Origin of the sequence: Cognatundibacterium rugosum (assembly GCF_014284365.1) — a bacterium.
Lineage (GTDB): Bacteria > Pseudomonadota > Gammaproteobacteria > Burkholderiales > Burkholderiaceae_D > Undibacterium > Undibacterium rugosum.
In genome coordinates, this window is the sequence record NZ_JACOGG010000007.1 from 1 (window position 1) to 14,359 (window position 14,359).

16 protein-coding genes are annotated in these 14,359 nt (G+C 51.8%); 15 read left to right on the forward strand and 1 reads right to left on the reverse strand.

Annotation, left to right across the window (positions count from 1 at the left end; all coding sequences use genetic code 11):
* The first annotated feature begins 140 nt into the window (after window positions 1-140).
* From H8K47_RS07990 to H8K47_RS08025, 8 genes are all read left to right on the forward strand, one after another.
* Window positions 141-605 carry a RidA family protein gene (locus H8K47_RS07990; RefSeq protein WP_186880886.1) on the forward strand — a complete coding sequence of 155 codons (465 nt, stop codon included), beginning with the start codon at window positions 141-143 and terminating at the stop codon, window positions 603-605.
* Window positions 606-958: 353 nt separating this feature from the next.
* Window positions 959-1,294 (forward strand): darcynin family protein, encoded by a 336-nt coding sequence (locus tag H8K47_RS07995; RefSeq protein WP_186880887.1) that lies wholly within the window; start codon window positions 959-961, stop codon window positions 1,292-1,294.
* 335 nt (window positions 1,295-1,629) lie between these two features.
* Window positions 1,630-1,938: a hypothetical protein gene (locus H8K47_RS08000; RefSeq protein ID WP_186880888.1), complete on the forward strand. Its 309-nt coding sequence runs from the start codon at window positions 1,630-1,632 to the stop codon at window positions 1,936-1,938.
* Between the two features lie 69 nt (window positions 1,939-2,007).
* Entirely contained in the window at window positions 2,008-2,439 is a 432-nt protein-coding gene (locus H8K47_RS08005; protein WP_186880889.1) for a GNAT family N-acetyltransferase, read from the forward strand.
* Between the two features lie 92 nt (window positions 2,440-2,531).
* Complete coding sequence (locus H8K47_RS08010) at window positions 2,532-2,990, forward strand: hypothetical protein (RefSeq protein ID WP_186880890.1); 459 nt, start codon at window positions 2,532-2,534, stop codon at window positions 2,988-2,990.
* A 143-nt stretch (window positions 2,991-3,133) separates the two neighbouring features.
* A complete protein-coding gene (locus tag H8K47_RS08015) occupies window positions 3,134-3,571 on the forward strand; it encodes an SRPBCC family protein (protein WP_186880891.1) in 438 nt (145 codons plus the stop codon).
* 39 nt (window positions 3,572-3,610) lie between these two features.
* Window positions 3,611-4,009, forward strand: coding sequence for a DUF6678 family protein (locus tag H8K47_RS08020; RefSeq protein ID WP_186880892.1), 399 nt, complete (start codon window positions 3,611-3,613; stop codon window positions 4,007-4,009).
* Between the two features lie 119 nt (window positions 4,010-4,128).
* Window positions 4,129-4,449, forward strand: coding sequence for a DUF1330 domain-containing protein (locus tag H8K47_RS08025; RefSeq protein WP_186880893.1), 321 nt, complete (start codon window positions 4,129-4,131; stop codon window positions 4,447-4,449).
* A gap of 71 nt (window positions 4,450-4,520) precedes the next feature.
* Here H8K47_RS08025 and H8K47_RS08030 read toward each other — a convergent pair whose 3' ends face one another.
* Window positions 4,521-4,763, reverse strand: coding sequence for a hypothetical protein (locus tag H8K47_RS08030; RefSeq protein WP_186880894.1), 243 nt, complete (start codon window positions 4,761-4,763; stop codon window positions 4,521-4,523).
* Between the two features lie 519 nt (window positions 4,764-5,282).
* On the opposite strand from H8K47_RS08030, the gene H8K47_RS08035 reads away from it, so the two are divergent.
* The 7 genes from H8K47_RS08035 (at window position 5,283) to H8K47_RS08065 (ending at window position 14,354) form a co-directional block, all read left to right on the forward strand.
* Window positions 5,283-5,699 (forward strand): DUF2946 domain-containing protein, encoded by a 417-nt coding sequence (locus H8K47_RS08035; protein WP_186880895.1) that lies wholly within the window; start codon window positions 5,283-5,285, stop codon window positions 5,697-5,699.
* A gap of 266 nt (window positions 5,700-5,965) precedes the next feature.
* Window positions 5,966-6,172, forward strand: a complete 207-nt coding sequence (locus H8K47_RS08040; protein WP_186880896.1) for a hypothetical protein — start codon at window positions 5,966-5,968, stop codon at window positions 6,170-6,172.
* Between the two features lie 60 nt (window positions 6,173-6,232).
* Entirely contained in the window at window positions 6,233-7,204 is a 972-nt protein-coding gene (locus H8K47_RS08045; RefSeq protein ID WP_186880897.1) for a hypothetical protein, read from the forward strand.
* Window positions 7,205-7,235: 31 nt separating this feature from the next.
* A complete protein-coding gene (locus H8K47_RS08050) occupies window positions 7,236-8,192 on the forward strand; it encodes an MbnP family copper-binding protein (RefSeq protein WP_186880898.1) in 957 nt (318 codons plus the stop codon).
* Window positions 8,192-9,367 carry a methanobactin export MATE transporter MbnM gene (locus H8K47_RS08055; RefSeq protein ID WP_222612752.1) on the forward strand — a complete coding sequence of 392 codons (1,176 nt, stop codon included), beginning with the start codon at window positions 8,192-8,194 and terminating at the stop codon, window positions 9,365-9,367. Before H8K47_RS08050 ends, H8K47_RS08055 begins: the two co-directional genes overlap by 1 nt.
* Before the next feature lie 50 nt (window positions 9,368-9,417).
* The gene (locus H8K47_RS08060) at window positions 9,418-10,032 is read left to right on the forward strand and encodes a Crp/Fnr family transcriptional regulator (protein WP_186880899.1); all 615 of its coding nucleotides are present in this window, start codon (window positions 9,418-9,420) and stop codon (window positions 10,030-10,032) included.
* Between the two features lie 287 nt (window positions 10,033-10,319).
* Window positions 10,320-14,354, forward strand: a complete 4,035-nt coding sequence (locus tag H8K47_RS08065; protein WP_186880900.1) for a Pls/PosA family non-ribosomal peptide synthetase — start codon at window positions 10,320-10,322, stop codon at window positions 14,352-14,354.
* The last annotated feature ends 5 nt before the right edge of the window (window positions 14,355-14,359 follow it).

Below are 14,359 nucleotides of genomic sequence, written 5' to 3' on the forward strand. Positions count from 1 at the left end.
TGTGCCGCCGACGCCGTCTTGGCGTATTGATTCCATCGTCCATCATGTACAAGTGTCCACTTATTAAGTGGACACGATCATCTACGCTTACGCACTTAACTTCAAGATGACTTCACCGGATGCTTACGAAAGGCACAGCCATGAATGCGGAACAACGACTCATCGCCCTTGGCATTCATCTTTCAGTCGGAAGTGGCCCTGCAGGAAATTATGCAACGGCTGTCCAATCAGGCAAGCTTCTCTTTCTTTCTGGCAAAGCCCCTCCTCCGGTCAATGGCGAGCCACCGAAGGGCCGCCTCGGAAGTGACTATTCAGCAACAGAAGGCTATGAACTCGCACGCTCCGCTTGCATTGATTTGCTGGCCACGCTCAAGAAAACACTTGGCTCTCTGGACAAAGTCGCCCGCATCGTGGAACTTCACGGGTCGCTCTGCACCACGCCAGAATTTGAAGACCATGCGAAGGTCTTAGACGGCGCTTCAGATCTATTGGTGGAAGTTTTTGGCCCTTCGGGCTTGCACGCTCGCTCGGTCATCGGCGTCTACTCGCTACGAAATGGCGTCCCACTAACGCTCAAAGCGACCATTGAGGTGGAGACTGAGTAGTCATGCAAGCGCCCAACCCCTCGTCAGTCAAGGGGACGTCCCGCACGCGGCTCTCATCTTACGTCAAATGTTAGGCACATCGTATTGATTGAGTGAGTTGTTAGACCTTCAGTCAACACACTAGCCGGAATCTTTCACACCAGACTCGCCTCAGTTTTGACGCAGGCAAAGTACTGACCCTTTGTTTCTTTATTGCCAATTTCATCGACCCACTTTACAATCAGTCATCAATTCTTATCAGGGTCAGCGTGCGTTATGTCTCAACTCTCAACAAACAGCCTAACGCGTCGCTGAAGCGGATCTTCTGCGACGCACGCTGAACTTAAACGTTAGGCATTCATCGGAGCAATCACTTGAACCAGCACCCATTCACAATCTTTGTCCATCTCAAAGCAGATATCAGTTGGCTGGCGCTAAACCGCCAGGAACGGAAGGAATTCACACAGACCAAGGTTTTCCCTATTTTAAAAAACTATCCTGACATCCGTCATGCACACTTTGACGCTGAAGCCTTCAGCGGTATTACCTCAGACATTGAAATGTTTACCTGTGATGACATTCGTCGTTTCTATTCCTTCTTCGAAGAATTCCGTGATTCCGAATTGATCTCCAAAGGATTTTTTTCAATCGTGAATATCTTTCCAACCATCGCTGATGGATATGTCGAATTTGAAGCAGCAAAAACCTAACACTACGGTGTAGCGAGGCTGGCTAAAAAGCGGGCTTGGTTTGCCCCACCAGCCAGCCCCTTTACCCTGAACGTTTGGAATATCGTAGTGATTGAGTGTGTTTTGAGACCCAAAGTCAAAGCACTACCCGGATTTTGCGCATCAAGCTCACCTTAGTTTTGATACAAGCAAACGCCGATAGTCTGTTTTTTATTGTCAATTTAATCACCAAAATTTATAATTGGCCATCATTTTTTGATAAAGCCCTATGCTTTATATTCCATCGTTTGACCACCGATGAGGCATCGTTGCAGCGAATCGCTTGCTGCGTCCGCTAAACTGATAAGCTGGCACATATGAAGAACATCCTGATTATCGACGGCGCAGACAACTGCGTGTACGACATCTTCGCCGCCACGGATAGCGAGTTCGACCTTATTTTTCCGACGGGACAGGACATTGCCTTCATCGACGAAGTCATGACGCGCGGTCCGAGAGCTGAATTGAATGCAGCCTTCAATCGGATTTGGCAGCGTCCGATACGGAAGGAAGAAGCGATGGGAATTCGTGGCACCCTCTTCTACGAGTTAGAGCACAAGAAGCCGTATTATCCAACCCGACGCGATGAGGATGCGAGGAATCCAGATGGCACTCGGCTGCGTTAATTGGGCACACCGACGCGGCGCCTGACAGCGCCCTTTAATTTGGGCATTAAATTTTACAAGGAACACCCAATGTCATTAGTCTGGTCATCCTCAATCGACAATCTCGACTGGGCAGAGCTTGCCGCGCTGTATCGTGCCGCACCGCTAGGAAACAAGACGCCTGAAGGGCTGAGAACTGCGTTCACGAACAGTATGTTCAAATGCTTCGTCTACGAGGATGGTAAGCTGGTGGGTGTTGGCCGCGCCCTGGCGGATGGGGTTGATTGTTCGTATATTTGCGACGTCGCGCTGCTGCCTAGTCATCAGGGACTGGGTCTGGGTAAGCAAATCGTCGCTAAGCTGGTCAGCTTATCCAGTGGTCACAAAAAAATGATTCTGTACGCAGTGCCGGGTAAAGAGCCGTTCTACCAGAAATTCGGTTTCAGACGCATGAGTACCGCGATGGCAATCTTTGAAAATCAAGGCGACGCCCTGGAGCGAGGGTACCTGAATGAAACCTGAGTCAGCGCTCAGGCGAAATCCCTTTATTCACTGGACAATTTACCGTAAAACCGGGTGTTGCCACTTCGCTCAACAACAAGCCTGGCAAACTAATGTACATACAGACACTGATTCCGGACCCTGGTTCGCCATGGTTCTTCATTTTCTTCTTAGCCATGTGGTTCGCGATCACCGGACTCCTGAGCACGTTATCGGGTTGGCGCAGCATGGCCACCCACTGGCGGGCGCGGGGGCAAAATTCAGGCAATACCTATCGCTTCGTATCGGGAACAATGGGCGCCAAGTCATTTCCGGTCGGGTACGGCAGTTGCCTGACGATCACGGTATCGGAACAAGGTCTGGGCCTTGCGGTTCTCCTCCCTTTCCGCTTCATGAGCCCGCCGATTTTCATTCCGTGGTCGCAAATCACCAGTGTCACTGAAGGGAAAACATTGTTCATCCGCCATGTACTGATTCAGCCACACAACCACTGGACACGCATCAAATTGCACGGCCAAGTCGTCGAGCAGATACTGAGTTCGAGTTCTGGACACTTAGGAAATGCGGCATAAGTTTTAGTATGGCCGTCTCTGATTGCAGCAAGTTTAACGGTGGCGCAACTCGATGTACGCGCATCGATCTGGATCAAGTAAGTATAAAGTTTATGTAAAATCCCAAGCCAGTCACGCCACTTTACTCCTTTCTGAAAGCTAACATGCAGGTTGAACACCGAATCACAGTCAATGCATCCCCCGGGACAGTCTTCCAGATTTATGAGGATGTCCAACATTGGCATACCTGGGACCCGGACACCAGGCAAGCCTATATTGAAGGGCCATTTCGCGTCGGTAGCCGAGGTCGAATCACGCCTCCTAAGGGAATGACAGTTCCTATGCTTCTTACTCAAGTTGAGCCTGGTAAGTGTTTCACGGTTGAATCAAAGATTCCCTTATTTCGTATGCTATTCGAGCATGAGCTCGTTCCCGTAAACGGAGCGACAGAGGTCATACACAGAGTTACTTTCTCAGGTTTTCTGTCCGTGGTTCTAGGTCCTATGCTCTCTAAGCAACTTAACTCAGGCCTTCCTGTCACACTGCGCAATCTAAAGACGCTCGCTGAGGCAGCGCGTGCTGACCCTGTCGTCCATCAATAAGGGTCTGCACGGTGAAGCTGCGCCACGTCAGACACGATTATGTACGACGAAGATAAACACAAGCGCGCTGTCAAGGCAGCGTTGACAAAACGAGGTCTGGGCTCGCTCATGAATGACACAAAATGGCGCGAGCTGCTTGCTGAGATAAACAAGCTGCCCTTTCCACCGCCTTACCAAAGAAAGGACCTGCTGCATGCTGAGCCCGCTCCAGCCAGCTTTGACTCAGATGTTTGCTACCACGGGGATTGGGATGAAGGAACGCGTCCTCTGTTTTCTGTCGAATGGATACGAATCCGTCCCAGGTATCTAAACCATGTCGCGAACTTGCTGCCAAAAGTTACGATTAGTTGTGAGGCTGAACTTGAGCGAGCATTGCAGTCGATTGGACAGGCTTATGAAAAAGTAGATGATTCAATCTGGATTTATGCTTATCGATGACGTAATGGTCGGCCTCTGATCTGAGCTTTCGGTCAATCGGATTCGCCTTACCGTATGTAAGCTACGGAGAATATTTTTGTTGCCTCCCACGTTCAAGCAACTCACTTTAGGAGATATCTATGTCACAGCCTATGTTGGTCCTCGTGCAGTTCAACGTAAAGGATTTCCCCAAATACGTCGAGCACTACGCCTCATTGATGAGTGCAGTCGCAGGCAAATTCGGTGGTCAGTTTCTTGCTGCCACGCGGGATGTCATTGTCAAAGAGGGTCAGACTAGCGGAAATTTCACGGCCATCATTCGCTTTCCGTCCAAAGAAGCGGCGAATGACATGTATGAGTCTGCGGAATACGCACCATTGAAAGCGAGACGTATTGGCGAACTGACCGATGGCGGCAATCTCATTTTCATACCTGGCCTAGAGCTACCTCAGACAAAATAAGTTGAGCCGAGTATGAGAAATGACCAAGGCTTTGGATTTGAATTGCAAATGATGTTTGCCCGCCCTCCCCATCACGAAAAGCTCAAATCCAGGCCTATCATCCTGCAAAAAAAATAGGTCGCGAACCCCAGCGCCAGCAGGCTTAGCACGAAGATGACGGTGACTTTGCGGCCCGCACGCAGTATGGCGCGCTTCTCATCTGCCCACTCCTTCTCTTTTGTTCCTTGATCGTAATGCCACTTGATGGCGAAGTACATGCCCGTGCCGAGCACGAGTAATTTGAACGTCACGAGGACGATAGGGGTCCATTCCATTTGCGTATTTCCAAACTGGGTTAACACTAAATTCTATAGGCGCAAGCGCTACGAACGCGACATCAGCAGTAGTATTTTCTGCCCATTCTATTTGCTCAGGCGTGTGGCCTGAATCTGCATTCACTCCGCCAGAACATATGCATGGCATTCGGCACAAATAAGAGAAAAACCGGGCACGACAGCCATGCCAGCATGATATCGCTACACGGTCTGAGGCATACTACTTGAAAGCACTATCGATACATAGTGACAAAATGTCCCAGCCAAAATACATACCAGGAGACGATACGCCCATCTGGTTGCCGCGCTTAGCCGTGCATGGCGGGCCGCGTTTTTTACAGATTGCGGATGCCATACTGTTGCAAGGCCTACGCGAGGAATCACGCACTCTCGTCAAGCGCGACTCCCTATCCAATCCGGCCAAATGTAAATAGACACAGATCAACTTAGAATCAAAAATTCAACCAATCTGCGCAGCATATCCCCAAGCATGACTGACTATTCGATATAATTCAGACCATGCATCCCTCATTTTTTCTCCGTCAACTGATTTCCTGGATAGCTTGCTTTGCCTTGCTGTTCAATGGATTTGCGCCCGCACTGGCGGCTGCTTTTCCTAGGAAGCAAGCAGATGGCTTGTGGGTGGAAATTTGCAGTGCCAACGGCAATAAAGCGCTCAAGCTGATTGCGGTTAGCACGGATGCGGATCAGAAGACGCAGACAGATCAAGTGCAGAGTTCGCCGAGTAAAGCGCATAAAGGGCATTGTGCCAACTGTCTGCCGCATGCCGATCATGCCGTGTTGATCAATACCTCGCTCAGCGATATTCAACCTGCCAACATTAGCGCATCGTTCCCGCCACTTTTTTACCATTCCCCCAAACAGCTTTTTTCCTGGGCCAGTGCGCAACCCAGGGCACCGCCTTTCCTGGCCTGAGTCCTTCAGGCTTCTGATTTCACATTGTGTCTTTGCATAAGCTGCTGACAGCGCGGTCTGCTGCTGTCTTTGCGCGCGGCCATACCGGCATTTGTACCCACATTTTCGCTGTGTTCTGCATTTGCACTGCCATGTGAGTCCATGTGAATCACCCTGCCTGCAGGCTACCCTGATCTCCTGATTGTTTCATTTATCGATAGCGCCGTGCATGGTGCTCGCCTGTCTGCAGGCGGCATCCGTCACTGCGATGCCGCACAGAGGGAAATATGTCTGCTTCTTTAAAAAAGTCTGAAGTCTGTTTACTGGCGCTGCGCTGCTTTAACGTGGCGGCGATTTGTGCTTTGGGGGTGTGGCATGCCTATGCCTTGATGAGCGTCTCCAAAGCTGCACAACAAGGTATACACCTGGCGCCGTTGAAGCTGATTCCGGCCGAGGTGCCCAGCCCTGCGTTCAAGGCCCCGACTCGAATCTGAGTATGTATTTTGTTTTGTTCCTATTTCGTTCTTATTTTGTTCCATTAAAAAGAAATATCCATGTCTATTTCGAATTTATACAGCACAGTCAAGCGTCCTGCTTTTCTGATGCTGTCCACACTTACGTTTCTCGCTGCCAGCAATGCGCAGGCATCTTGCGGCAGCAGTTTTTGCCTGGTCAATACCGACTGGTCAGTACAGGGTGCCTGGCTGGAACGCGGTACCCGGCTTGATTTGCGGTTTGAGCAGGTGAATCAAAACCGCTTGATGTCCGGTGCAGACAAAGTCACGCCATCGAATGCCAATGAGGTCGAGCTGGAAACGATCAGCCGGCGCTGGGTGTTCAATCTGGATCATGCGTTTCATGACAACTGGGGCGTATCCCTTGCCCTGCCCTTTATTGATCGTTCCCATGTGCATACCGAAAGCGGTGAAAGGGTCAACTGGACGTATCGTCAGTTAGGTGACGCGCGCGCAGCCTTACGCTACCAATCCGACATACAAGAGTCAGCGAGCGGTAAAAACGCTGTCATGGGTGCGACGCTGGGGCTCAAACTGGCTACCGCGAAAACCAATATCGCGAACAACACCGGCACACCCGCTGAGCGCAGTCTGCAAGCGGGCAGCGGCACCACTGACCTGATCGGCAGCGCCTACTACCGGCGCGTGTTGCCAGATCTGGCAAGCACCTGGTTTGTGCAGCTCAATACGGAAATTCCGCTCAATGAAAAAGATGGCTATCAGCCGGGTGCCACTGTAGGTGTGGATCTGGGGCTGCGTACCGAATGGAAGTATGGCATCTCGCCCATGCTGCAACTGAATTTCCAGCATAAGAAACGCGACTCGGGCGTTAAGGCCGAGCCAGACAATTCTGGTGGCCGCTCTTTCTCGATCAGCCCCGGACTGAGTTACCGCATCAATGCGCGCAGCCATCTCTACGGCTTCGCACAGCTGCCTGCCTACCAATACGTCAATGGCGTGCAACTCGCACCAAAATGGGCATTGACTTTGGGCCTGCAATCGTCTTTTTAATCTTTTTAATTTCTTAATTTAGGCAATCAATATGAAAACAATCCAAACATCACGCCCAGCAGCACTGTCTTTGCTGGCCTTGTCTGCGCTGACATTGCTCAGCGCTTGCGGTGGCTCCAGTGGCAGCACGGCACCTGTGGTGACCTACCCGGCAGTGATGCCGGTGTCGATTAACTTTGAGTTGCTTGCCAATGGCCAACCCGTGAAATGCGGCTCCAGCATCACCGGCTTAGGCAGCAAAGCCAGCACTGCGGAATTGAAAGATGCGCGCTTTTACATCTCCAACGTCAAGCTGATCGATGCCAACGACCAGCTGGTACCTGTCTCCCTGACTGCGAACGACTGGCAAAATGATCAGGTCAGCCTGATCAGCTTTAACGATGGCAGCACCACTGCCTGCGGCGGCACCTTATTGCTGACCAATAACGTGATCAGCGGCACTGTTCCTGGCGCGGCATACAAGGGCATCAGCTATGAAATCGGCGTGCCGGAAACGCTGAACCATACTGACTACGCGACAGCGACTAAACCAATGAATGTGGCGGCGATGGCATGGAGCTGGACCTCGGGCCGCAAGTTCCTCAAGCTGGAATTAAATCCTGTCGGCGGTGTGAATGTCACCCGCGTCAACAATACCACCGTGCCACCGACCACCACCAATAGCGTGTCTTCAACCTGGAATCTGCATTTAGGCTCAGTCGGCTGCACGACCAATGCAAGTAGTGGCGCCTATAGCTGTACGAATTCGAATCGTATGGTGGTCAAGCTCGCAAACTTTGACGCTGACAAACAAAAAATCTCGCTGGATCTGAATGCCTTGTATGCGGCGAGCGATCTGAGCAGCGACACCAGTGGTGCGGTCGGCTGTATGTCGGGTGGCACGGATCAGGAATGCAAAGGAATATTTGACAGCTTTAAAATTGATCTGAGCACCGGCAACCCAACGACCGCCGGTGTGCAATCAGTCTTTGTAGTTCGCAATAAATAATGGCAGCCATCGTCAGCCGTTCCATGCTGTCTGGACTCACGCTATTGGCAAGCACTGTGATGCTGTTGGCCTGTGGTTCAGGTGGCGTTGGTGGAGGTGGCCCCTCCTCAACCCATAGTCATTCAACACCAGTCACCCCGGCGCTGAATGGATTTCCGGCAGCCATCATTCCGGCATCCAATCCCTATACCGAGGAAAAAATGCAGCTCGGGCGTCAGTTGTTCTATGACACCCGGCTGTCCGGTAATGGCAGCCAGTCTTGTGCCTCTTGCCATCAGCAAGACAAAGCATTTACCGATGGCCGGCCGCTGGCGATCGGTTCAACCGGCGAAACCCATCCGCGCAATTCGCAAGGTCTGGCCAATGTGGTGTACCACGCGACGCTGACCTGGGCGAATCCGGCACTGACTGAGCTGGAACGGCAGATGGAAGTACCGATGTTTGGCGAACATCCGGTAGAAATGGGGATCAATGACCAGAATAAAAACACCGTGTTGTCGCGCTTCCGGCAAGACCCGGCAGTGATGAAGCAGTTTCAGGCAGCGTTTCCCAAAGATGCAGATCCCGTCAGTTTTGCCAATATCATTGCAGCGATTGCGAGTTTTGAACGGGCGCTGGTATCTAGCGATTCGCGCTATGACCAGTTCCTGCAGAAAAAAGCGACGCTGAGCGCATCCGAATTACGCGGCATGAATCTGTTCATGGGAGAAAAGGCCGAGTGCTTCCATTGTCATGGCAGTTTTAACTTCAATGATCAGGTGAAATTCCAGGGGCTATCGCAAGTTGACACGCCTTTCCACAACACAGGGCTATATAACATTGATGGTAAAGGCGGCTTTCCCTTCCCTAACCGCGGCTTATTTGAAAGCACTTTACGGGCGCAGGATATGGGTGCATTCCGCGCCCCCAGCTTACGGAATGTGGCCGTGACTGCGCCGTATATGCATGATGGCTCCATCGCGACACTGAAGGATGTGCTGGATTTTTATGCGGCTGGTGGGCGGCATATCACTAGCGGCATTTACGCCGGAGATGGCAGGACGAATCCGTATAAAAGCGATTTGATTACCAGAATTAACCTGAGCGAGCAGGATAAATCGGATCTGATCGATTTCCTCGGCACGCTGACGGATGAGAAGTTTCTCAAAAATCCAAGATTCTCGAATCCAAACTGAAGCCTGAACACCATCAATTCCGGGGCCAGTCCCCGGGTTCTGGAGTATGCATGAATTTCCCTATTTGCAATCATACAGCCATCTTTCTGGCGGCACGGACAGAAATGACAGAACAGCAGGCGGCAAAGCTCTGGTGTGTAAAAAGTGGCGCGATCCGGATTGATACCCTTGCGCCCGAAGCTACGACCGCCAAGCCCAGCTTTCTGAGGCTGGCATTGAAAGGAGACCTGCTCGGTGTTGAGCGTCTGGCGGCGGTGCCGGATCAGCTAAGACTCACTGCAATTACCCCAAGCTGTCTGAGTCCGGTGAATTTGGCCGAAGAACAGCAATGGCAGCAATGCGTATTGCAGGCGCTGCTCAGCGCGCACCAGCGCCATCGTGAAGCGATAGCCTTACGTTGCGGCACGGTCGAGGAAAGGGTGCGCCGCTTACTGCAGTTACTGGCGGATGCAGAGCAAGATCAGGCTGGCACCGATTTAGCATGTACCTTGCCCAGTCTGGGAAATATGGCGGACATCCTGCTATCCACCCGTGAAACTATTTGCCGTGCATTGACGCATTTACGAGATACGCATTTACTGGAGGATCAAAATCCATCCCACATGAAAAGACGCAGGCTGGAAAACCGCTCTCACCTGATCCGTAATATACAAGCGCTGCAATAAACCTCTTTCCTACATCCGAATTTTTACTTTTTGGGTTCAACGCAGACATCCCCAGCGCCTCTAATGTAGCTACGCTGGGGATTTTATCGATTTATGTTGAATTTCTGAACTGAATGTGACGTTTTACTACATTCCAAGCTTATCAGGATGATAAACTTGCCGACAAGCTCAATTCGCGGCTCTGGCAGCGTATTCAGTATTGGAATCAGCTCCTCTCCAGTAGTAAAAGAAACAAAATCTGTTGAGAAAAGCCGGTTCTGTGATGGTGGTTCCCAAATTTAAAATTTATGTCTTTATCCAGTAGTCCGAACACAGTTAATCCGATTTTATCCGGCGATATCCGCCCGGATCTGCTCCGCCAGGAAGTACTGGCAGATATCCTTGAAGCAACGGCCAAAGCAAGGCCAGAGCAAATCGCGCTGATTTGCGGCGACCTGAGCCTGAGCTATGCCGAGTTCAATGCGCGCGCTGATCTGGTCGCTCATCACTTATTACAAGCGGGTGTCGTTCCCGGGCAAATTCTGGGTTTGTGGTTACCCCGTGGAATAGATCTGCTGGTAATGCAGGCCGGAATCGCCAAGACGGGTGCTGCCTGGTTACCCTTTGATGCCGATACACCACTGGAGCGGGTCTTGGTTTGCCTGCAAGATGCACAGGCATTTGGTTTATTGAGCACCCCGGCTATAGCGCAGTCCTTGACTGACGCCAGTTTGACGACCTGGGATGCCGCTGACTTGTTAGCCCCGGTACAGACTACCCTACAAAGGCGACAGGGATGCGCGCCCAATGATCCGGCCTATGTGATTTATACCTCAGGTTCTACCGGGAAGCCGAAAGGCATCCTGGTCAATCAAGGCAGTATTTGTCATTTCTTACGCAGTGAAAATGCAGTACTAGGCATACAAGCCAACGATAAGGTGTACCAGGGCTTTTCCGTTGCGTTTGACATGTCCTTCGAAGAAATCTGGATCAGTTATCTGGTTGGCGCCAGCTTGTGGATAGCACCCAAGGAAATCACTGGCGACCCCGACGCGTTGCCGCTGGCGCTGGCCGCAAACCAGATTACGGTATTGCATGCGGTCCCTACCCTGCTCGCCTTATTTACCCAAGATGTACCCAGCCTGCGCTTAATCAATCTGGGTGGTGAAATGTGCCCGGAATCGCTGGTGGCGAAATGGAGTCGCACTGGCCGCCAGATGTTTAACACCTACGGCCCGACCGAGGCCACGGTCTCTGCCAGCCTGGCTCAGTTGTATCCAGACCAGCCTGTTACGATAGGCAAGCCGCTGCCTAACTATTCCATGATGGTGATTTCCACCGAACTAGAACAAGGCCTGCGTTTATTGGATATAGGTGAAACCGGTGAACTATGTATTTCCGGACCTGGTGTTGCATGCGGTTATCTGGGCCGCCCTGATCTGACGACGGAAAAATTCCTGAGCAATCCCTGGTCGCAATCTGAGCACGATCAGCGCCTGTATCGTACCGGCGACCTGGCAGTTATTCAGAACGACGGCAGTATTCAATGCCTGGGCCGCGCCGATGATCAGGTGAAGATACGCGGATTCCGCGTTGAACTGGGTGAAATCGAAACCCTGCTCGCGCAACAGTCAGGTGTAGGGACTGTGGCGGTCGTACTGAGAAAAGATCAGGATATGGATCAGATCGTCGCCTTCATCGTGCGCGAAACTGCACATGTCGACGATGAAGATGATACTGCCTTTGTGATCCGTTTGCGTCAGCAACTGGCAAGCAGCCTGCCACCCTATATGCTGCCTGCGCGTTTCGAATTACTGGATGCCGTGGTGCGTCTGACCTCAGGCAAGATAGACCGCAACCATTTAAAACGTCTGGAACTGAGCGCAGCTGTCGCGACTGGTGAATCAGACCTTCCTGAAAATCCGGCTGAAGCATGTCTGTTCCCGGCTCTGGCCCGTTTGTTTCCCGGCCAAGCCATCTTGCGCTCAGCAGATTTTTTCCGCGATCTGGGCGGTCACTCCTTATTGGCGGCACGTCTGGTGTCGGCCATACGACAAGATCCACGCTTTGCCTATTTTAAGATTGCCGATATTTATCAGTTACGCCGTGTCGGCGCGATTGCTGACGTACTGGCCGCGTCTATGCAACAGCCAGCCAGCACCAGTGCACGCGCAGCACGTCGCTTTGCCCCGGACTGGAAACGTTATGCATGCGGAATTGCACAGGCGGCGAGTATCCCCTGGCTAGTCGCTATGCGTATGGTGCAATGGCTGGCACCGTTTTTTGCCTACCATTTCTTTACCGGCGATGCGGATGACTCCATCCCGCGCGCTGTCGCTTTATCTGTTGCCTCCTTTCTGTTACTCACACTGGCAGAATTCGGGATTGCGATTCTGGGCAAACGGCTGATCGCGGGCAATCTGAAGCCGGGTCATTATCCCTTGTGGGGAGTCATATATTTCCGCTGGTGGCTGAGTGACAGACTGATAGAGGCCGCGCCAGTGTATATGCTCAGTGGTTCTTCACTCTACAACTGGTGGCTGCGCGCACTGGGTGCGCGTATAGGTCGCGATGTGATCATAGGTTCAATGACGATACGGGCGCCGGGATTGCTGCACATCGGTGATGGCGTCAGTGTAGGCAATGCCTGTAACTTTGAAAATGCCAGAGTACAAAATGGTGAACTCATCCTGGGTAAGATAGAACTGGGCAAAGATGCCTGTGTTGGTTCTTATGCGGTATTGGAAGGAAATGTGAGTCTGGCCGAAGCGGCCCATCTGGAAGGCCAGTCAGCACTGGCTGAAGGGCAGCATATTCCGGCTTTTCGTGTCTGGGCTGGTTCCCCGGCGCGCGATACCGGTGCATTTATGCCTGACCCTGAGTCGCCACGGCCTGCGCTGAGTTCCTTGCGTGCCGCATTGGAAGCGTGCTTTTTCATCTGCGGCTCGCTGTTTATCTGCGCTTTGTTTTTTATGCCAGTCTTCCCTAGTTTTGTCACGATAGACTGGTTAGACAGCATCGATACGCTTTCCTTCCTGAATGGGAATTCGGTTCCGCTGCAATTGCTTAAGTATTTTTTACTCGCTTTCCCGGCGACAGCGGTTTTGATCATCTGTACCGCGTTGTTATCTGCTGGCATACGCTGGAGCGTGCTACCCCGTTTAAAACCGGGTAAGTACGCGATCCATAGTAGAGTCTATCTGGGTAAATGGCTGGTCAATCAAATTCAGGAATCCAGCCTGAATGTATTGCACGGCGTGTATGCGACGGTCTTCGCACCTTTCTGGTACCGGCTGTTAGGTGCCAAAGTTGGCCGTGGTGCAGAAATTTCCACGGCGCTGGGCGTGGTGCCGGATATGCTGACCTTAGGCGATGAGACCTTTATCGCGGATGCAGTATTACTCGGCGATGAGCAAATTGATGGTGGCTGGATGACGATGCATCCTACCGTCATTTCCAAACGCAGTTTTGTTGGCAATGGTGCATACGTTCCTGATGGGACTATCTTGCCGGAAAATGTATTAATAGGTGTGCATACCAGCGTACCCGCCAACGAGCGCTTACAAAGTGGGGATACCTGGCTGGGATCACCTGCTATCCACTTACCGGCGCGCGAGGAAGTCAAAGGCTTTCCTGAGCATCTGACCTACCGGCCTTCAGTGATACGCCGCCTGGGACGTGGTTTAGTCGAAGCATTCCGCATCGTTGCGCCACATGCGCTGGTGATTGCGGTCGGTTATACCATCGTGCTGGATCTGATGCCATTAGCAGGAGAAGACCGCTGGTCCGAAGTTCTGGTCTACCTGATCGGTGCCGGGCTCATGTATGGGATAGGCAGCTTTGCTTTTGTATTGGCACTGAAATGGCTGCTGATCTTCCGCTACAAAAAGGCCAGCGTACCAATGTGGACACCGTTTGTGTGGCTATCGGAAGGCATTACCAATTTGTATGAAGGTATCGCTGTGCCTAACTTTATGCGTTATCTGCGCGGCACCCCCTGGCTGCCTGTTGCCTTTAATCTGCTGGGATGCCGTATCGGACGTGGCGTGTATATGGATACTACCGATGTCACCGAGTTTGACTGCGTGAGCATCGGTGATTACAGCGAAATTAATGCGCTGGCCTGCCCGCAAACACATTTGTTTGAAGACCGGGTCATGAAAATTGATCAGGTCAGCATAGGCAAACGGGTTTATATGGGGCCGCGCAGCTATGTGCTATACAGCGCTGTGGTGGAGGATGATGTCAGCCTGGGTCCACTGACGCTGGTGATGAAGGGTGAATTCATCCCGGCTAACTCCTCATGGGCAGGATGCCCGGCAGCAATACGGACTGCTCAGTAACAACA